Source organism: Microbacterium sp. (assembly GCF_043427715.1).
Lineage (GTDB): Bacteria > Actinomycetota > Actinomycetes > Actinomycetales > Microbacteriaceae > Microbacterium.
Genome location: NZ_JBHWTD010000092.1, coordinates 17,320 through 35,780, shown reverse-complemented (window position 1 = coordinate 35,780; position 18,461 = coordinate 17,320). Strand labels below are relative to the sequence as shown.

The 18,461-nt window shown below is 69.9% G+C and carries 23 protein-coding genes; 10 read left to right on the top strand and 13 right to left on the bottom strand.

From position 1 onward, the window contains the following. Positions 1-263: DEAD/DEAH box helicase (locus tag ACHFGS_RS09470; protein WP_394289409.1), on the bottom strand; the 263-nt coding region annotated here is incomplete at its 3' end. 132 nt (positions 264-395) lie between these two features. Between ACHFGS_RS09470 and ACHFGS_RS09465 the strand changes: the two genes are divergently transcribed. From ACHFGS_RS09465 to ACHFGS_RS09455, 3 genes are all read left to right on the top strand, one after another. Next, positions 396-908 (top strand): DUF2231 domain-containing protein, encoded by a 513-nt coding sequence (locus tag ACHFGS_RS09465; RefSeq protein WP_211447510.1) that lies wholly within the window; start codon positions 396-398, stop codon positions 906-908. Positions 909-969: 61 nt separating this feature from the next. After that, positions 970-1,605: a hypothetical protein gene (locus tag ACHFGS_RS09460; protein WP_394289408.1), complete on the top strand. Its 636-nt coding sequence runs from the start codon at positions 970-972 to the stop codon at positions 1,603-1,605. After that, positions 1,602-2,222: an RES family NAD+ phosphorylase gene (locus ACHFGS_RS09455; RefSeq protein WP_394289407.1), complete on the top strand. Its 621-nt coding sequence runs from the start codon at positions 1,602-1,604 to the stop codon at positions 2,220-2,222. The genes ACHFGS_RS09460 and ACHFGS_RS09455 overlap by 4 nt, the downstream gene beginning before the upstream one ends. A gap of 3 nt (positions 2,223-2,225) precedes the next feature. Here ACHFGS_RS09455 and argG read toward each other — a convergent pair whose 3' ends face one another. The 6 genes from argG to ACHFGS_RS09425 form a co-directional block, all read right to left on the bottom strand. Beyond that, positions 2,226-3,647, bottom strand: coding sequence for an argininosuccinate synthase (argG, locus tag ACHFGS_RS09450; protein ID WP_394289406.1), 1,422 nt, complete (start codon positions 3,645-3,647; stop codon positions 2,226-2,228). A gap of 47 nt (positions 3,648-3,694) precedes the next feature. Further along, the gene (locus tag ACHFGS_RS09445) at positions 3,695-4,417 is read right to left on the bottom strand and encodes a Pr6Pr family membrane protein (protein WP_394280120.1); all 723 of its coding nucleotides are present in this window, start codon (positions 4,415-4,417) and stop codon (positions 3,695-3,697) included. 40 nt (positions 4,418-4,457) lie between these two features. Continuing rightward, a complete protein-coding gene (locus tag ACHFGS_RS09440; RefSeq protein WP_394280119.1) occupies positions 4,458-5,129 on the bottom strand; it encodes a peptidylprolyl isomerase in 672 nt (223 codons plus the stop codon). Positions 5,130-5,215: 86 nt separating this feature from the next. Beyond that, on the bottom strand, positions 5,216-6,043 hold the full coding sequence (locus ACHFGS_RS09435) for a MetQ/NlpA family ABC transporter substrate-binding protein (protein WP_394280118.1): 828 nt from the start codon (positions 6,041-6,043) through the stop codon (positions 5,216-5,218). Between the two features lie 53 nt (positions 6,044-6,096). After that, entirely contained in the window at positions 6,097-6,819 is a 723-nt protein-coding gene (locus ACHFGS_RS09430; protein ID WP_394280117.1) for a methionine ABC transporter permease, read from the bottom strand. Beyond that, the gene (locus ACHFGS_RS09425) at positions 6,816-7,799 is read right to left on the bottom strand and encodes a methionine ABC transporter ATP-binding protein (protein WP_394280116.1); all 984 of its coding nucleotides are present in this window, start codon (positions 7,797-7,799) and stop codon (positions 6,816-6,818) included. Before ACHFGS_RS09425 ends, ACHFGS_RS09430 begins: the two co-directional genes overlap by 4 nt. Positions 7,800-7,975: 176 nt before the next feature. On the opposite strand from ACHFGS_RS09425, the gene ACHFGS_RS09420 reads away from it, so the two are divergent. From ACHFGS_RS09420 to ACHFGS_RS09410, 3 genes are all read left to right on the top strand, one after another. Continuing rightward, positions 7,976-9,262, top strand: a complete 1,287-nt coding sequence (locus tag ACHFGS_RS09420) for an adenylosuccinate synthase (protein WP_394280115.1) — start codon at positions 7,976-7,978, stop codon at positions 9,260-9,262. 4 nt (positions 9,263-9,266) lie between these two features. Beyond that, a complete protein-coding gene (locus ACHFGS_RS09415; protein WP_394280114.1) occupies positions 9,267-9,737 on the top strand; it encodes a beta-propeller fold lactonase family protein in 471 nt (156 codons plus the stop codon). 128 nt (positions 9,738-9,865) lie between these two features. Next, the gene (locus ACHFGS_RS09410; protein WP_394280113.1) at positions 9,866-10,156 is read left to right on the top strand and encodes a chorismate mutase; all 291 of its coding nucleotides are present in this window, start codon (positions 9,866-9,868) and stop codon (positions 10,154-10,156) included. 125 nt (positions 10,157-10,281) lie between these two features. Here the strand turns inward: ACHFGS_RS09410 and ACHFGS_RS09405 are convergent, their stop codons facing one another. The 3 genes from ACHFGS_RS09405 to ACHFGS_RS09395 are packed head-to-tail and all read right to left on the bottom strand — an operon-like array spanning position 10,282 to position 12,250. Next, a complete protein-coding gene (locus ACHFGS_RS09405; RefSeq protein ID WP_394280112.1) occupies positions 10,282-10,977 on the bottom strand; it encodes a hypothetical protein in 696 nt (231 codons plus the stop codon). Next, positions 10,974-11,870 (bottom strand): ABC transporter ATP-binding protein, encoded by an 897-nt coding sequence (locus tag ACHFGS_RS09400; protein WP_394280111.1) that lies wholly within the window; start codon positions 11,868-11,870, stop codon positions 10,974-10,976. Before ACHFGS_RS09400 ends, ACHFGS_RS09405 begins: the two co-directional genes overlap by 4 nt. Continuing rightward, positions 11,867-12,250, bottom strand: coding sequence for a GntR family transcriptional regulator (locus ACHFGS_RS09395; RefSeq protein WP_394280110.1), 384 nt, complete (start codon positions 12,248-12,250; stop codon positions 11,867-11,869). The genes ACHFGS_RS09400 and ACHFGS_RS09395 overlap by 4 nt, the downstream gene beginning before the upstream one ends. 400 nt (positions 12,251-12,650) lie before the next feature. On the opposite strand from ACHFGS_RS09395, the gene ACHFGS_RS09390 reads away from it, so the two are divergent. The 3 genes from ACHFGS_RS09390 (at position 12,651) to ACHFGS_RS09380 (ending at position 15,906) form a co-directional block, all read left to right on the top strand. Continuing rightward, entirely contained in the window at positions 12,651-13,940 is a 1,290-nt protein-coding gene (locus ACHFGS_RS09390) for a glycine betaine/L-proline ABC transporter ATP-binding protein (RefSeq protein WP_394280109.1), read from the top strand. Further along, on the top strand, positions 13,940-14,896 hold the full coding sequence (locus ACHFGS_RS09385; RefSeq protein WP_394280108.1) for an ABC transporter permease: 957 nt from the start codon (positions 13,940-13,942) through the stop codon (positions 14,894-14,896). The genes ACHFGS_RS09390 and ACHFGS_RS09385 overlap by 1 nt, the downstream gene beginning before the upstream one ends. Before the next feature lie 95 nt (positions 14,897-14,991). Continuing rightward, complete coding sequence (locus ACHFGS_RS09380) at positions 14,992-15,906, top strand: glycine betaine ABC transporter substrate-binding protein (RefSeq protein WP_394289405.1); 915 nt, start codon at positions 14,992-14,994, stop codon at positions 15,904-15,906. 97 nt (positions 15,907-16,003) lie between these two features. On the opposite strand, the gene ACHFGS_RS09375 is transcribed toward ACHFGS_RS09380, so the two are convergent. The 3 genes from ACHFGS_RS09375 to ACHFGS_RS09365 are packed head-to-tail and all read right to left on the bottom strand — an operon-like array spanning position 16,004 to position 18,067. Then, positions 16,004-16,753 carry a hypothetical protein gene (locus ACHFGS_RS09375; protein ID WP_394279859.1) on the bottom strand — a complete coding sequence of 250 codons (750 nt, stop codon included), beginning with the start codon at positions 16,751-16,753 and terminating at the stop codon, positions 16,004-16,006. Between the two features lie 45 nt (positions 16,754-16,798). Continuing rightward, entirely contained in the window at positions 16,799-17,095 is a 297-nt protein-coding gene (locus ACHFGS_RS09370) for a hypothetical protein (RefSeq protein WP_394279858.1), read from the bottom strand. Positions 17,096-17,125: 30 nt separating this feature from the next. Beyond that, positions 17,126-18,067 carry a hypothetical protein gene (locus ACHFGS_RS09365; RefSeq protein ID WP_394279857.1) on the bottom strand — a complete coding sequence of 314 codons (942 nt, stop codon included), beginning with the start codon at positions 18,065-18,067 and terminating at the stop codon, positions 17,126-17,128. Positions 18,068-18,185: 118 nt separating this feature from the next. Between ACHFGS_RS09365 and ACHFGS_RS09360 the strand changes: the two genes are divergently transcribed. Further along, positions 18,186-18,452 (top strand): hypothetical protein, encoded by a 267-nt coding sequence (locus ACHFGS_RS09360; protein WP_394279856.1) that lies wholly within the window; start codon positions 18,186-18,188, stop codon positions 18,450-18,452. Positions 18,453-18,461 lie beyond the last annotated feature (9 nt).

The window sequence follows — 18,461 nt, the reverse complement described above, 5'->3', positions numbered from 1 at the left end:
AGCGCCTTGAGCGGCGAGACGTAGAGCACGCGCACCCCCGGCTCGCGCTCCGCGTGCGGCTCGGCGTCCTCGCGGTGGAGCCGGTCGATCGACCACAGGAACGCCGCGAGCGTCTTGCCCGAGCCGGTCGGGGCGACGACGAGGGAGTGGTCGCCGCGCGCGATCGCGGTCCACGCCGCCTCCTGCACCGGCGTCGGCGCGGCGAACGCCCCCGTGAACCACGCGCGGGTCGCGGGGGAGAAGAGGTCGAGGGCGGCGCCCATCCGGTCAGTACAGCACAGCGGCGCTCAGCGTCCGCCCGGCCGGCGCTCGGGAAGCCCTCGACGCTCTCGGGTCGCGCGGCTACTGTGAGCCAACCCGACGCGGCGAGGGTCGCGACCGAGCGAGGAGGAACCGTGCCGGATCAGCTCGACTTCGACCGCGGCAAGCGCCCGCGCACCGTGCTCCAGGGGTGGTACGGGCACCCGTTCCATCCCGTGCTCATCACCGTGCCGATCGGCTCGTGGATCGCGAGCCTCGTCTTCGACGTGCTCGCGATCTTCGCCGACGACCCCTCGGGCTACCTGCTCGGCGCGCAGGTGCTCATCGCGATCGGCATCGTCGGGGCGGTGCTCGCGGCAGTCGTCGGCGTGCTCGACTACTCGGTGATCCCGGGCCGGACGAAGGCGAAGCGGATGGGTCTCATCCACGGGCTGCTCAACACCGTCGCGCTCGTGGTCTTCGCGATCGGCTGGTTCGTCCGCTCGAGCGAGGGGCATGACGAGCTGAGCGTGGCCGCCGTGGTGATCAGCCTCGTCGGCATCGCGCTCGTCGGCGTCTCGGGGTTCCTCGGTGGCGAGCTCGCGTACCACTTCGGCATCCGCGTCGCGGCCGAGAAGGACCAGGCGGAAGGCGTCGCGCAGCGGTGATCGCCCGCAGCCGAGCGGCTGATGCATTGAGCGATCCTGTATCGACGCGTATCATTCCGGCATGATGAGCGAGACGATCTCGGCGGCGCCGGCGCTCGGGCTGACGCCGAGCGCGGCCTCCGAGGGCTTCCGCGAGCGGCTGGGTGCAGTCCTGCAGCGGCGAGACGTGGCGCTCGATCCGAAGGAGTTCGTCGACATCCTCCTGGAGGCCAGCGCTGACCCCGAGCCGCTGACCGCTGGAGAGCGCTCCTTCCTGATGCAGCATGCGGGCATCGAAGAGGCGAAGCTCTCCGACCGATCGTTGCGGCGTGCCGCCGCGGTCGTGGGAGTGAGCACGAGCATGGCGCAAGCCCGAGCCGGTGATGCTGCGATCACGACAGCGGAAGCAGCGGCACTCACCGGCATCGCTCCTTCCAACATCCGCCGCCTCATCGCCGGCGGACGGCTCCTCACCCTCGGGCTCTCGAAGTCGGGATCGCACCTCTTGCCCCGATGGCAGTTCACCGAGGCCGGTCTCGTGCCGGGCATCCGCGAGGTCGTGCGGGCGTTGCCTGCCGACTACCACCCGCTCGACATCGCGGCATTCATGCGGACTCCGGTCGTCGAGCTGGGCGGTCGCGCCCCGGCGGAGTGGCTCAGTGGCGGAGGCTCGGTCGACCGAGTCGTCGAGCTCGCGGCCGAACGCGCGTGGGAGTGAGCGCGAAGAACCCGACGCGCCCGGCTGGGCCGCTGGCGCTCGAGCCGGGAGACGTGCGGCGATACCGGGACGCGCTCTTCCGCATCCACGCGACCGCCGGGGCGCACCCCTCGCGTTGGGATGAGCTGCGCGAGTTCGGACCTCTCTCGCTCATGCGATGGGATCCGCAGCCGCTGCCGCAGGGAATCCACGCGGGTCGAGGCGTCGCCTACACCGGAACGGACGTGACGACTGCGTTCGCGGAGGTGTTCCAGTCGCGAAGGACCATCCGCCTGACCGCGGGACGCACGCTCAGCGGCTGGCTGCCATCGAGAGAGCTGGAGCTCCTCGACCTCACCGGTCTCTGGCCGGTCAGGCAAGGCGCCTCTGGTTCGTTGCACGCTGCAGCGAAGAGCACGTGCCGCACGTGGGCGGCGGCCATCCACGACCAGCTCGGCGATCGCATCGATGGGCTCCACGTGCTCTCGACCATGACCTCGAGGCCGATGGTCGTGCTCTTCGACAGAGCAGCGGACGCGTTCCCCGCGGCGCCCGAGCTCTCCCGGCCGCTCGCGCACGCCGCGGTGCAGATGCTCGCTGTGGACGCGGCCGATTCGCTCGGCTGGCCGGTGATCTGAGCGCTAGTCCGTGCCGAGGTCCATCGCCGCGCGGTCGTTCCACTGCTCGATCGCCTCGGGGTCGGCGTCGGGCGACGCCACGATCTCCTCCGAGCGGCCGATCTCGAGCGCGCCGAGCAGCTTCGCCGTCTCGCCCTCGACGAGGCCCGCCGCCGCGTAGCCCTCGAGCCGCGAGCGCGAGTCGGCGATGTCGAGGTTGCGCATCGTGAGCTGGCCGATGCGGTCGGAGGGGTCGAACGCCGCGTCGCCGACGCGCTCCATCGAGAGCTTGTCGGGGTGGTACGAGAAGGTCTCGCCGCGGGTGTCGACGATCGAGTAGTCCTCGCCGCGGCGCAGCCGCAGCACGACCTCGCCCGTGACCGACGAGCCGACCCAGCGCTGGATCGACTCTCGCAGCATGAGCGACTGTGGGTCGAGCCAGCGGCCCTCGTACATGAGGCGCCCGATGCGGCGGCCCTGCTCGTGGTACGTCGCGATCGTGTCCTCGTTGTGGATCGCGTTGAGCAGCCGCTCATAGGCGATGTGCAGCAGCGCCATGCCCGGCGCCTCGTAGATGCCGCGGCTCTTCGCCTCGATGATGCGGTTCTCGATCTGGTCGCTCATGCCGAGGCCGTGGCGGCCGCCGATCGCGTTCGCCTCCATGACGAGGGCGACGGCGTCGGTGTATTCGGTGCCGTTGATCGCGACGGGCCGGCCCGCCTCGAACGTGATCGAGACGTCCTCGGTCTCGATGGCGACCTCGGGGTCCCAGAAGCGCACGCCCATGATGGGCTCGACGATCTCGAGCGACACGTCGAGGTGCTCGAGGGTCTTCGCCTCGTGCGTCGCGCCCCAGATGTTCGCATCCGTGGAGTACGCCTTCTCGACCGAGTCGCGGTACGGGAAGCCGTGCGCGACGAGCCACTCGCTCATCTCGGTGCGACCGCCGAGCTCGGTGACGAAGTCGGCATCCAGCCACGGCTTGTAGATGCGCAGGGCCGGGTTCGCGAGCAGTCCGTAGCGGTAGAACCGCTCGATGTCGTTGCCCTTGTAGGTGGAGCCGTCGCCCCAGATGTCGACGCCGTCCTCCTTCATCGCCCGGACGAGCATCGTGCCGGTGACGGCGCGGCCGATCGGGGTCGTGTTGAAGTAGGTGCGTCCGGCGCTGCGGATGTGGAAGGCGCCGCAGGAGAGGGCGACCAGGCCCTCTTCGACCATCATCGGCTTGCAGTCGATGAGGCGCGATCCCTCGGCGCCGTACTGCAGCGCCCGACCGGGGATCGACGCGATGTCGTCCTCGTCGTACTGGCCGAGGTCGCCGGTGTACGTGAAGGGGACGGCGCCCTTGTCGCGCATCCACGCGACGGCGACGGAGGTGTCAAGGCCCCCGGAGAAAGCGATGCCGACGCGCTCGCCGACGGGCAGGGACTGGAGGACCTTCGACATGGGTTCAATCCTATCGACTGGCGCGGGGCCCGCCCGTGTGCCGAACCTCAGGCCGCTCCGACCGCGGACGTCTCCTTCGGAACGGATGCCACGCCTCGCCCGCGCAGTCGTGTCACCCAGATCACGAGGGCGCCCACGAGGAGGAATCCGACCGCGATCCCCACGACGTACAGGAGCACGCTGCCCCACCCGCCCGCGCCGTTCGGGTCGAGGAACGGGTACGGATACCAGTACGGGTCGCCGGTCACCGGGTCTGCGATGAGGTTCGCTCGGATGAGCGTGTAGACCGTCCAGACGATCGGCACGAGCACGATCGCGATGACGGCGCGCCGGGGCAGCCGGCGTCGGCCGGGGGAGACCAGGAGGTCGAGGACCAGGAAGATCGGTCCCCACACGTGCAGGATCTCGTTCGACCAGGGGATCGTAGCGGCCACGCCCGGTTCGATCGGGAGGTTGCGCAGCAGCGCGTTGTACACGATGCAGGTGATCGTCAGATAGGTGGTCGCGGCTGCGAGCAGCACGCCGAGCGCGACCGGCTCGGTCGGCCTTCCTCGCAGAGCGAGCGCACCGGCGGTGGCGAGCCCGATCGCGGCCAGCAGGTTCGAGACGATCGTGAAGTAGCTGAAGTAGTTCGCGAGGACGACACTGACGTCGTGGCCGAGCCGCTGGGCGTTGCCGAGTGTCTCCGCGAGTTGCCCGATCACGGCCGCCAACAGCAGCGCGGCGACGACGATGCGGACGGCGGACCAGAGCCGAGGCGGTATTCGCATGCTCGCACCCTAGAGGATGCCGCACCGTCACCGGCCGAGGTCAGTCGGTCGTCACGCCCGTGATCGTCACGGCGCTCGCGGGAGCACCGTCGGAGGCGCCGCCTTCGGCACCCGACGCGGCGATCGACCGCACGACCTCGAGCCCCGCGGCATCCATCTGGCCGAACACCGTGTACGACGGCGGGAGCTCGGTGTCTTCATAGACGAGGAAGAACTGCGAGCCGTTGGTGTCTGCCCCCGCGTTCGCCATCGCGACGGTGCCGGCGGGGTAGGTCTCGGTGCCGTCCAGCTCATCGGCGTAGCGGTATCCGGGGCCGCCGCGGCCGGTCGCGCTGGGGTCGCCGCACTGCAGCACGAAGATGCCCACCGTGGTCAGTCGGTGGCATTGCGTGTCGGAGTAGTAGCCCTGCGCGGCGAGGGAGAGGAAGCTGCCCACGGTGCACGGGGTCCGCGACGCGTCGAGCGCGATCGCGATGTCGCCCGCAGAGGTCTGCAGCGTCGCGCCGACCTCCCCCGTTGCGACCGGTTCGGCAGGAGGAGCGTCGACCTCCCGCACCCCGCCGGGGGCCTCGGGGTAGTCGCAGGTGCCGCTCTGGGTGGCGGGGGCGGACGGTGCCGAGGCGTCTTCGGCGCGGGGGTCCTGGGCGCTCGCGCACCCGCCCAGCAGCAGGACGGCGGCGAGGAGGGGCACGGTCAGCAGACGGGAGCGCATGGATCCAGGGTAGGACGGCTGCGCGCCGACGCATGCACGAGGCCCCCGTCCGCGGGTGCGGGACGGGGGCCTCGAAGAAGGGTCGCTCAGCCGCGGACGACGGGGACGACGAGGCCGCCCCAGGTCTCGTTCTCGAAGTCGGCGGTCTCCTGCGTGGTCAGCAGTTCGTAGAGCTTCTGGACGCGCTCGTCGTCCTCGAGCTCGGGACGGGTCGCGAGCACGTTGTAGTACGGGCTGTCCTCGCCCTCGAGGAGGATCGCCTGGTCACCGGTGAGGCCGGCGGGCAGGGCGAAGGAGATCGTCACGAACGCGGCATCCACGTCGGGAAGCGCCTGCGGCAGCGTGGCGTTCTCGATCTCGCGGAACTCGAAGTTCTTCGGGTTCGCGGTGACGCCGGTCAGGTCGACGACGTCCTCGGTGGTCTCGATGAGGCCCTCGGAGGCGAGCAGCAGCAGTGCGCGGCCCTCGTTGGTCGGGTCGTTCGGGATGGCGATCGTGGCGCCGTCCTCGAGCTCGTCGAAGCTGGAGACCTTGTCGGAGTAGAACGCCGCGCTCGGCAGGTAGGCCTGGCCGATGCTGATCAGGTCGGCGCCCGCGGCGTCGTTGAAGGTCTCCAGGAAGGTCTCGTTCTGGAACAGGTTCGCGTCGATGGAGCCGTCGACGAGGGCCGTGTTCGGGGTGTTGTAGTCGGTGAACGGCACGAACTCGATCTCCAGGCCCGCCTCGGCGGCGCTGGTCTCGGCGATGTGCTGCAGGATGTCGCCTGCGGGCGTCTGCAGGGCGCCGACCTTGAGGGTGCCGAGGCCCTCGCCGTCCTCGGGAGCGGAGTCGGTGTCACCGGCCGCGCAGCCGGTGAGGGTGAGGGCGACAGCCGCCGCGGCGGCGAAGAGCGAGGTGCGGAGTGTGCGGGACACGGGTGTTCCTTTCATCGGGGGAATGCGCGTCGACGGGTGGATGCGCGGAGGCGTCAGAGAGCGCCGGAGATCTCGGTGCGCCGGCGGCGCGAAGGGGTGGTGCGGCGGGCGAGTCGTCGGGCGCCCCAGGCCGCGAGGCTCTGCAGCACCATGACGATGGCGAAGATGATGATGATCACGGCGACGATGTGGATCCAGCTGTACTGCTGGTAGCCGTAGCGGATCGCGACGTCACCCAGACCGCCGCCGGCGACCGTGCCGACCATGGCCGAGAAGTTGATGATCGAGGTCACGGTGGTCGACAGTCCGAGCAGCGCCGCGGGGGCGGCTTCGGGCAGCAGTACCTTCGTGATCAGCTGCCAGCGGCTCGCGCCGAGGGAGGATGCCACTTCGAGCAGCCCCGGGTCGACTTCCTTGATCGCGATCTCGACCATCCGGGCGAAGAACGGGATGGCGACGGCCGACAGCGGCACGATCGCGGCGGTGGAGCCGATGAAGGTGCCCACGATCAGCCGCGTGAACGGGATCAGCGCGACCATCAGGATGATGAAGGGCACCGAGCGGCCGAAGTTGACGATGAAGTCGAGGACCCGGTTGATGACGACGCCGGCCGCGCGGGAGCCGAACGGCCTGTCGAGGAAGCGGCCCTGTTCGGTGCCGACGAGGACGACGCCGAGCGGCAGCCCGATGAGGATCGTGACGGCGAGGGCGACGCCGACCATGTAGAGGGTCTCGCCGGTGGCCTTCAGGAGGATGTCGAAGAGCTGCTGGTTCATGCCGCCACCCCCTGCAGGACCTCGACGAGCAACCCCTGCGCGCGGAGATCGGCGATGACGGCACCGGCGACGGCTCCGGGGACCTCGAGGCGGGTGCGCCCCGCCTGTGTGCCGGCGATGCGCTCGACGGCGGCGCCCAGGATCGAGACGTCGACGCCGTGGTCGCGGGCGAGTCGCGCGATGACGGGCCGGTCGGCGGTGCCCCCGGCGAAGGTGATGTCGATCACGGTCGCGTCGGCGGGGACGTCCTCGGGGATCGGGCCGAGCGGGAACAGCTGCCCGGTCAGCCGCGACCCGGGGGTGCGGATGACGTCGACGAGGCGACCCTGCTCGACGACCTTGCCCTGCTCGATGAGCGCGGCGGAGTGACAGGTCGACTTCACGACGTCCATCTCGTGGGTGATGAGCAGGACCGTCAGACCGAGCTCCTCGTTGATGCGACGGTAGAGATCGAGGATGGATGCCGTCGTCTCGGGGTCCAGGGCGCTGGTCGCCTCATCCGAGAGCAGCACGCTCGGCCGCGAGGCGAGCGCCCGGGCGATCCCGACGCGCTGCTGCTGTCCGCCGGAGAGCTCGTGTACCGAAGCGTCGGCGCGGTGGCCGAGCCCGACCAGGTCGAGCATCTCCTGCGCGCGGGAGCGGCGTTCGGTGCGGGACGTGCCGTCGAGCTCGAGGGCCAGCTCGACGTTGCCCCGCACGGTGCGGCTGGCGAGCAGGTTGAACCGCTGGAAGACCATGCCGATGCGACGGCGCGCGGCGCGCAGATCGGCGTCGCGAAGAGCGGTCAGTTCGACGTCGTCGACGGTGACCGTGCCGCTGTCGGGACGCTCGAGGAGGTTCACGATGCGGGCGAGGGTGCTCTTGCCGGCGCCGCTCTGCCCCACGATGCCGAAGACCTCCCCGGTCGGGATGGTCAGCGACACGTCGTCAACGGCGGGGACGCCCCCGTACCGCTTCGACACGTGTTCCAGCGCGATCACCGGTGTCCCCTTCGATGGATTGTCGGATGCCGCAGAGCGCGGCCGATGTATCGATGCAACCCGACCCGGCGGCTGGCCCCAAATCGTGTGACGTCGCGTTGCGCGGCTGTCGGGGCGGTCTCCGCGACGCACCCGATAGGATGGGGTGTAACCGTCCGATAACGGGGGAGTGGGCCATGCCAGGCATTGTGATCGTCGGCGTTCAGTGGGGGGACGAGGGCAAGGGCAAGGCCACCGACCTCCTGGGCGAGCGGACCGACTGGGTCGTCAAGTTCAACGGCGGCAACAACGCCGGCCACACCGTCGTCATCGGCGATGAGAAGTATGCGCTGCACCTGCTGCCCAGCGGCATCCTCTCGCCCGGCGTGAACGCGGTCATCGGCAACGGCGTGGTCATCGACCTCGAGGTGCTGTTCGCCGAGCTCGGCGCGCTGCAGGCTCGCGGTGTCGACGTCTCGCGACTGAAGGTGAGCGCGAACGCGCACATCATCACGCAGTACCACCGCACCCTCGACAAGGTGACCGAGCGCTTCCTCGGCAAGCGCATGATCGGCACGACCGGTCGCGGCATCGGCCCGACCTACGCCGACAAGATCAACCGCACCGGGATCCGTGTGCAGGACCTCTTCGACGAGAACATCCTGCGCCAGAAGGTCGAAGGCGCCCTCGACCAGAAGAACCACCTGCTGGTGAAGGTCTTCAACCGCCGCGCGATCACCGTCGACGAGATCGTCGACGACCTCCTCTCCTACGCCGAGCGGCTCCGTCCGATGGTGTGCGACACCGGTCTGCTGCTGTCGCAGGCGCTGGATGCCGGTGAGGTCGTCGTCTTCGAAGGCGGCCAGGCCACGATGCTCGACATCGACCACGGCACCTACCCCTTCGTCACGTCGTCGTCCGCGACCGCGGGCGGCGCAGCCACCGGTTCGGGCGTCGGACCCAACCGCCTCGACCGCATCGTCGGCATCGTGAAGGCGTACACGACCCGTGTCGGCTCGGGCCCGTTCCCGACCGAGCTGTTCGATGAGAGCGGCGACTTCCTCCGCTCGCGCGGCTTCGAGTTCGGCACCACGACGGGGCGCCCGCGCCGTGTCGGCTGGTACGACGCCCCCATCACGCGCTACGCGACGCGTATCAACGGCATCACCGACCTCGTGCTGACCAAGCTCGACATCCTCACCGGACTCGACCGGATCCCGGTGTGCGTCGCGTACGACGTCGACGGTGAGCGGTTCGATGAGGTGCCGGTCAACCAGACCGATTTCCACCACGCGACGCCGATCCTCGAATACTTCCCCGGGTGGAAGGAGGACATCTCCACCGCGCGGACGTTCGACGAGCTGCCCGTCGCGGCGCAGGAGTACGTCCTCGCGCTCGAGAAGATGAGCGGCACGCGCATCTCGGTGATCGGTGTCGGCGCCGCCCGCGACGCCGTGATCGTGCGTCACGGTCTGCTCGACTGACGACGTGAGGTACCTGCTCGGCGGGTACGGCCCCAGCCGCGGGGGCTCGGCCGAGGGGATCGGTCTGCTGCAGGCCGGTGCGGTCGATTCACCGCTCGCGAGCGGTCCGCTCGGTGTCGGCGATCTCGTCGTCGCAGCGGATTCGCCGGCGTGGCTCGCGTGGCATCCGTCTCTCGAGGTCGTCTACGCGACCCTCGCCGGGCAGGACGCCGTGCAGGCGTTCGTCCGTGACGGCGAGCAGACGTTCACCCCGCTGGGTGGCCCGGTCTCGGTCGGACCCGACCCCGTGCACGTGCTCGCGCTGCCGCAGGCGCTCATCGTCGCGCGCGCCGGGGACGGCGCGATCGCGCGGGTCGCGGTGGATGAGAGCGGTCGTCCCGGCGCGGTGACCGAGTGGCCGGCAGCGGATGCCGCGGCGTCCGACGGCGACGATGGCTCGGGCTTCGCGTCGGCCGGCGCGGATCTGGATCTTTGATCGACACCCACGCGGCGGCTTCGTCGTCGAAGGTGAAAGAGCCCCGTCTGACGCCGTAACCATGTCAAGACGGACCTGCCGGGCCCGGATGCCAAGACGACCCGCGATAGTCTCAGCGCGGAGGAATCATGACCGACCCGATCGCCCAGCTGCACAGCCTGCGCTCCAGCATCGACAACATCGACGCGGCGCTCATCTTCATGCTCGCCGAGCGATTCCGCTGCACCAAGCAGGTCGGGGTCCTGAAAGCAGAGCACGGGATGCCGGCCTCCGACCCGGCGCGCGAAGAGCAGCAGACCGCGCGTCTGCGCCGCCTCGCCGAGGACGCCGACCTCGATCCCGAATTCGCCGAGAAGTGGTTTAACTTCGTCGTCGCCGAGGTCATCCGGCACCACACGGAGGCCGCCGAAAACGGCTGACCCTCGCGAAATCCCGCGCCGCAGGGCAACCACCGCTGAGCGCTGACCGCAAGAGCGAACGGGCCGCATACGGATGCGGCCGGAGATCGCGTGAACGATCCCCGGCCGCTTCCGGCGGTGCCAGGTCAGACGACCGTGCGGCGCAGCATGAGGTACGAGCCGCCCGCGAGGACGACGGCGATGCCCAGGAGCGTGGCGGTCAGGCTCAGCGGTGTGAGTGCGCCGAACCAGGCGAAGACCTCCGCCCACGCGTCGGCCTGTCCGATGACCCACATGGTGGCGATGAGGAGGAGCCCGAGGCCCACCAAGACGACGGTGAGCACGAGGTTGCCCCAGCGCTTGTACACGTTGGCGGCGCAGAAGCCGACGATGAAGAACAGCATGGCGAGCACGAAGAAAAACAGCCCCGCGACGAGCGCTCCCTGCGACCAGACCCAGGTCAGTCGGAACATGTACCCGCCGAGGCCCCATCCGCCGGTGGCTTCCTCGAAGAACCCGCCGAGGACGAAGATCACGGCGAGTCCGGCCGAGGTCAGGGCCGCGGTCAGGAGCGTCCCGAGGTAGAACTCGCGGCGGGTCACGCTCATCGCCTGCGAGAACGGCAGGCTGAGGGTGAGGGCCTGCACGCCGACCGCCAGGAAGTACCAGAGCGGCGCCTGCGCACCGCCGCCGAACAGGTCCGCCTCGACGCCGTTGCCCGAGATGAGCGCGAAGATGGCGAGGGTGATGGCGACCGTGCCGCCGAGCACGATGAGCGGGACCCAGATGAAGGTCGAGCGGTTCACCAGCTGCATGCGGACGACGTTCAGTGTGCGGTTCATCGCAGGGCTCCTTCATCGATCGGGGCGGCATGTTGGGTCTGACGGACGATCAGCTGCTGCAGCGACACCGGCCCGACTTCCAGACCGGATGCCACGAGCTCAGCGCGCTCGGCGGCCGACAGGGTTCCGAGCACGGTCACACTCGTGACGCGTCCCAGCGATTCACGGTGGATGACCTCGCGTCCCTCGATGAATGCCTCGACTGCAGCGCTGTCGCCGAGGATGGTCACGGCGCGGTGGCGGACCGACTCGGTGTCCTCGTCCATGATGATGCGGCCGCCGTCGATGACGAGGACGCGCTCGAGGAGGTTCGCGACCTCGTCGATCAGGTGGCTGGAGAGGATGATCGTGCGGGGGTGCTCCGCGTAGTCCTCGAGCAGTCGGTCGTAGAAGATCTGCCGCGCGACGGCGTCGAGGCCGAGGTACGGCTCGTCGAAGAACGTGATCTCGGCTCGGGAGGCGATGCCGATGATGACCCCGACCGCGCTCAGCTGCCCGCGCGAGAGCTTCTTGATCCGCTGCGTGACGGGCAGCTCAAATTCCGCGATGAGACGCTCGGCGAGCGGCTGGTCCCAGTTCGGGTAGAACAGCGAGGCGATCCGGAACGCGTGCGTCGGCGTCGCGTCGTCGGGGTACTTCTGACTCTCGCGGACGAAGCACATCCGGCTCAGGACGCGGGCGTTCTCGTACGGGTGCTCGCCGAAGACGCGCACATCGCCGCTGGTGGGGAAGTTCTGCGCGGTCAGGATCGACATGACCGTCGTCTTGCCGGCGCCGTTGCGGCCGAGAAGGCCGTAGATCGTGTCCTTCTCGATCGTGAACGAGATGTCGTCCACCGCGGTCTTCTTGCGGTAGCGCTTGGTGAGGTTCTTCACCTCGATGACGGCGGTCATCGTGCGTTTCCTTCCGTGGTCGTGGTTGATGAGCGCTCCGCCAGCAGGCGGGCGAGGTCGTCGGGGCCGAGGCCGATCTTGCGGGCCTCGGCAAGGAGCGGGTCGAGATAGCGGTCGGCGAACGCCGCCCGCCGTTCGGTGAGGAGGAGTTCGCGGGCGCCGTCGGCGACGAACATGCCGATGCCGCGCCGCTTGGTGAGCACGCCCTTGTCGGTGAGCATGGCGATCCCTTTCGCGGCCGTCGCCGGGTTGATGCGGAAGAACGCGGCGAGCTCGTTCGTCGAGGGCGCCTGATCCTGTTCGGACAGACTCCCGTCGATGATCGAGTCCTCGACGCTCTCTGCGATCTGCAGGAAGAGCGGGCGTCCCTCGTCGACCATTCCGACTCCAATGGTTGTTGGGTTAGTTACATGAGTAGGTAACCACAGAACCTCTCACTCGTCAACGGGAAATGTGTTCACGGGTGTCTCCGCCGCGCGCCCGCGCGAATACCCCAGTCGACCGGCCCGATCAAGCGAATGGCTCGGTTTGATCCCCGTGAATACGCCGCCTACGGTGGAAGAGGGCCTCGAGCCCTCGACGACCAGTCCGCGGTCGCTCGACCCGCTTTCTGAGGAAGCGCGCGGCGAGCGAGCGTACGGTCGGCGGTCTGGGCGACGATCCCGATGTTCGTCGCCGGAGCACGTCGCTGGATGCGTTCCCGAACGCTCGCGCCGAGCCTGTGATCGCCACCCGGGCGTTACCGATGCGGGCGCGTGCGCGCCCGCCGAGGTGAAGCACGTGACCATACCCGCAGTCGAAGCGAAGAGCCTGTTCAAAGTCTTCGGACGCAATCCCGCCCAGGCCGTCAAGCGCCTGAAGGCGGGAGAGAGCCGAGACAGGGTCAAAGACGCCGGGACGGCCGCCGTCATCGACGCGAGCTTCACCGTCGAGCGCGGCGAGATCTTCGTGATCATGGGCCTCTCCGGCTCCGGGAAGTCGACGATCATCCGCATGCTGAACGGACTGCACGATGCGACCGGGGGAGAGGTGCTCGTCCACGGCGACCCGATCACCGGCATCCCGGCATCCCGCCTGCGCGGCATCCGACGTGACCGGATCGCGATGGTGTTCCAGCACTTCGCCCTGCTCCCGCACCGTACGGTCGCGGCGAACGTCGCCTACCCCCTCGAAGTCCGCGGCGTCGCCAAGGCCGAGCGGCTCGCGAAGGCCGAGGAGATCCTCGAGCTCGTAGGACTCGGCGGCTGGGGCGACAAGCTCCCGTCTGCGCTCTCGGGCGGCATGCAGCAGCGTGTCGGCATCGCCCGCGCGCTCGCCGCCGACACCGACATCCTGCTGATGGACGAGGCCTTCAGCGCCCTCGACCCGCTCATCCGCCGCGAGATGCAGGAGCAGCTGCTCGACCTGCAGCAGAAGCTCCAGAAGACCATCGTCTTCATCACCCATGACCTCAACGAGGCGATGTTCCTCGGCGACCGCATCGCCGTCATGCGCGACGGCCGCATCGTCCAGATCGGCACCCCCGAAGACATCCTCACCGACCCGGCCAACGACTACGTCGAGCAGTTCGTGCAGGACGTCGACCGTGCCCGCGTCCTCACCGCCGCGAACGTGATGGAGCGCCCGGGCTCCGTCGCCGTGACCGACACGGCCGGTCCGCGCACCGCCCTGCGCACGATGCGCGACAACCGCTCCGCGGCCGTCTACGTCACCGACCGCAGCCGCAAGCTCCTCGGCATGGTGACCGACCGGGACGCCCTCAAACTCGTTCGCCGCGGCGAGAGCACCCTGGCGTCGATGCTCCGCCCGGTGCCGCTGGCCGTCGGCCGCGACGACGTCCTCATGGACCTCTTCATCCCCGCCGCCGAGTCTCCGCTGCCGCTGGCGGTCACGGATGACGACGGTCGCCTCGTCGGCGTCATCCCGCGCATCACGCTCCTCACCGCGCTCGGCCCGCAGACTACCGAGACCACGGAGATCCCCGTGATCCTCGACCCCGTCTCCCACAGCGAGATCGATGAGGCGCTCGCCGTCGACGGCCCGACCCCCGAGAAGGAGGAGGTGCTCTGATGGAGGGATTTCGCATTCCCATCGGCGAATGGGCGGATGCCGGTGTCGACTGGATCCGCGACAACCTCGGCTGGCTGCTGTCGGGCATCGCGACAGCCATCGGGTGGCTCGTCGATTCCCTCGCCGACGCCCTGCTCGCCGCTCCGATCGTCCTCGTCGTCATCGTCCTCGCTGGCCTGGCGTGGCTGCTGCGCTCGTGGCAGTTCGCGGTCGGCACGGTCGTGAGCTTCGTGCTGATCCTCGCGGTCGGCCAGTGGGTGAACGCGATGCAGACGCTCGCCCTCGTCCTCATCGCCGCGCTCATCGCCGTCGTGATCGCGGTGCCCCTCGGCATCGCCGCGGCCCGCAGCGACCGGCTGAGCGCCGGCATCCGTCCCGTGCTCGACCTGATGCAGAGCATGCCGGCGTTCGTCTACCTGATCCCGGCGATCGTGTTCTTCAGCATCGGCGTCGTCCCGGGCGTCGTCGCGACGGTCATCTTCGCGCTGCCCCCGGGCGTCCGGCTCACCGAGCTCGGCATCCGCGGCGTCGACTCGGAGACGGTCGAGGCGGGCCACGCGTTCGGCGCGACCCCCGGCCAGATCCTGCGCGGCGTGCAGCTCCCGCTCGCGATGCCCAGCATCATGACCGGCGTCAACCAGCTGATCATGCTCGCCCTCTCGATGGCCGTCATCGCCGGCATCGCCGGCGCCGACGGCCTCGGCAAGGAGATCGTCCAGGCGATGTCGACCGTCGACATCGCCAAGGGCGTCGAGGCCGGCCTCAGCGTCGTCATCCTCGCCGTCTACCTCGACCGGCTCACGGCGGCACTCGGCGACCTGCGCGGGCAGCACTGGTCAGTGCTCGGCATGATCTCGCGCCGTCGTGGTCCGTCGACGCGCGCGGCCACCCCGACGGAAACCGTCGAGCGCGAGCAGGCTTCGCCGCAGCAGGCCCCGGTCCCCACCGGCGCCTGACCCCAGACGTGCGGCGCGAGAGCGACTGCACGGCCCGGTTGCACCCGGGCCACACACGATACGAAACGCATGCAATCACATACGGAAGGTTCACGATGAACAAGCGACACCTCACCGGTCTCGTGGCGCTCGGCGCCGCGGCATCCCTCACCCTCGCCGGCTGCGCCAGCGGCAACCAGACCGAAGGCGGCTCCGCCGAGGGCGGCGACGACAGCCTCGGCACGATCACGCTCGGCTTCCTGCCGTCGTGGACCGACGGCCTGAGCACCGCGTACCTGCTCGAGGACCAGCTCGAGAAGATCGGCTACACGGTCGAGATGGAAGAGCTCACCGAAGCCGGCCCGCTGTACGCCGGCCTCGCGCAGGGCGACGTCGACATGTACCCGTCGGCCTGGCCCGAGCTGACCCATGCCTCCTACATGGAGGAGTACGGCGAGAAGATCGAGTCGCTCGGTGCCTACTACGACGGCGCGAAGCTCACGATCGCCGTCCCCGAGTACGTCGACATCGACTCGATCGAGGACCTCGCCGACAACGCCGACCGCTTCGGCGGCAAGATCTACGGCATCGAGCCGGGCGCCGGCCTCACCAAGCAGACGCAGGAGTCGATGATCCCCGAGTACGAGCTCGAGGGCACGTACGAGCTCGTCACCAGCTCGACCGCCGCGATGCTCACCGAGCTCGACAGTGCGACGGCTGCCGAGGAGGACATCGTCGTGACCTCGTGGCGTCCGTTCTGGGCCAACGAGGCCTACGGCCTGAAGGACCTCGAGGACCCGCGCGGTGCGATGGGCGACGCGGAGGCGCTGCACTTCCTCGGCACCGCCGACTTCGCGGAGGAGTTCCCCGAGGCCGCTGAGCTGATCGCCGGCATCAAGCTCAACGACGCCGCCTACGCCTCGCTCGAGGACATGGTCGTCAACGAGTTCGGCGAGGGCAAGGAGGCCGAGGCCGTAGACGCCTGGATCGAGGCCAACCCGGAGGCGTTCGAGACGCTCGTCACGGAGTGATCCGTCACGAAAGCGGGGGTCGCCTTCGGGCGGCCCCCGCTTTCGCGTCCCGGGCGATGAGCGGATGCCGCCGGGCGAGCCGCGGCATCCGTCGCCCTCAGGGGGACGCGGGCTCGGGCGGCGTCGTCGACGGACGCGCGGGCAGCTCGCGGGCGACCTTCTTCTCGAGCTCCTCGACCGCTTCGTCGGAGAGGGCGATCAGGCCGTTGATCTCCTCGCGCACGCGCCGGTACGCGACGTGGCGCTCGGTCGGGGTCGCCGCCTCGTTGGTCGCGACCGCGAGAAGACGGGATGCCGTGGCGAGGCGCTTGCGCTCGGCGTCGGTGAAGCCGCTGTCTCGGACTCGCCGGGCCTCCCGCTCGGCCAGGTCGAATGCGACCTCGAAATCGGTGACGGCGCTCCGGTAGGCGGCGACCTCGTCGGCCCCCGGTTTCGCGTCGGGCGCAGGCCGCGCCCTGTCGGCGACCTTCTTCGCGCGCAGGAAGGCGGCGGTCAGCGGCTCGCGGCCGTCACTCATCGACGGGAACGCGATCAGCTTCGCGACGTCGAGCTCGTAGTCGAGCCATCGCCGGGTGATCTCGTCGTGCACCGCGCGCAGCTCGTCGGCCTGCTGCGAGAGCGACTTCTGCTCAGGTGACTTTCGCTCGACCGCCGGATCGCGCGGCGCGGACAGCGGGGCACCGCGTTTCGCGGCCGAGAGCTCGGCTTTCGCGCGGATGACCTCCAAGCGCCGCTGATGGCGCTGCTTCGAGCTCTTGGCGGTCGAGGATCCGATGGCGGACAGCATGCCGAACAGGGGGAAAGCGAGCCACCAGAAGTCGCCCGCGAAAGCCCAGAATCCGGCCATGACGCTCAGCCTATTCGTGACGGCGCACAGCCACCCGGTGCGGGCTCAGGCGACGGTCTCGAAGAACGACAGCAGCTGCTGTGCGCCCTCCCATCCCCGCAGCGCGATGATCGCGACGGCGGGGATGAGGGGGATGAGCAGCATCCAGGTGCGGAAGCCGGGCGCCGACTCCTCGCTGCGGGCGAACCAGCCCTGCACGACGAGGATGACGGCGCAGATCGCGCAGATCACCCCGACCGCGACCGTGATGTCGAAGAAGATGAGCGGGAGGGCGATGACGACGGCCACGATCGCGCTCAGCATCTTCGTCGACGGGGCGGACGGCGCAGGAGGAGTGCTCACCCTTCGATCGTAGGCGGCGCGCGCTCCGCGTCAGCTCTGCGGAGGGGTGCGCGGGCGGCCCGGAACCGGCCACATCGGCTTGCGTTTCGGGTCGCCATCGCCCGCGGCCGGGTCGGCGTGCGGCTGCTCGTCCTGCCGCGAGTCGCGGCGGGCATCGAGAGCGGATGCCGCGGATTCGGCCGCCCGCGCCAATCCCTCCGCCGAGCGGCTGATCGCCTCGGTCGCGATCGACGACCAGCGTTGCGTCAGGGTCTGCGGAGCGGGGGGAGCGTCGGCGGGCCGGGCACCTGCGAGTCGCCACGCCTCTTGCTCGGCGGCGTCGAACGCACGCTGGAGTCGGTCGACGGCGCCGCGGTAGGCGGCGAACTGCTCGGGGGTGAGCCGCGCGCGAGGAGACGACGGACGCGCCGCGCGCGCCTCCGCGTCGAGGCGCAGGAACTCCGCCGTGGCGGGGACGCGCGCATCGCTCATGGCGGGGAAGGCGAGCGTTCGCGCGGCATCCGTCTCGTACTGCATCCAGCGCGCCGCGACCTCATCGTGCGCGGCCATCGCTCGCGCGACCGGGAGGTGCACCGGGTCGGTGCCGCGGGCGGGAATGGCGGCCCTTTCGACACCGATGCGCGCCCGGGCGACGCGGATGTGGGCGGCGGCCGCCGTGCGGGTGCGGTGGGCGACGTCGAGCGCGCGGCGAGCGGCCTGGACGTCGGCACCCGTCGCCCGACCGGCAGCACGTTCGGCTTCGACCCGTACGAGCTCGGCCTGGGCGACGCGTACGGTCGCGCGACTGCCCGCAGCGGCCGAGCGAGCGTGCTCGAGTTCGACCTTCGCGGCGGCGACACCGAGGCGCCGGGCCTTGGTCGAGCGGCTGCGGCGCACGCCGATCATCCCGGCCGCGCCGGCTCCCGCTGCGGCGGGTGCGACCCACCAGAACTCCGCCACCGCGGCTCCGATCGCGACGACCCAGAGCTGCATGCCGCCATGCTAGCCGCGCACGGTGACAGCGCTCTCAGAGAAGAGGGAGGGAAGGAGGGGGGAAGGACGTCCGCATCCCGTTCACCCGCCGGACGCCCGCGCGTGCCATCCTGACCGCATGGGGAACACGGAACGGACGGGGTGGCGGGCGTACGCGCTCGGAGCGGCGTGCCTGGCGGGGGCGATGGCGGCGGTGCTGCTCGTGGCCGTTTACGGCGTCGAGACGATGGTGTGGGATGCCGCGCACGCCACGTGGGCGTACGTCGAGCGACCCGCGGCGGAGCTCGTCGGGGTCCTCGGCGCGGCGCTGGCGGTCGTTCTTGCAGCCCTCGGCGTCGTGGTGATCGTCCGCGCGCTACGGCGACGCGCGACCCCGATCGGCTGACGACCCGGA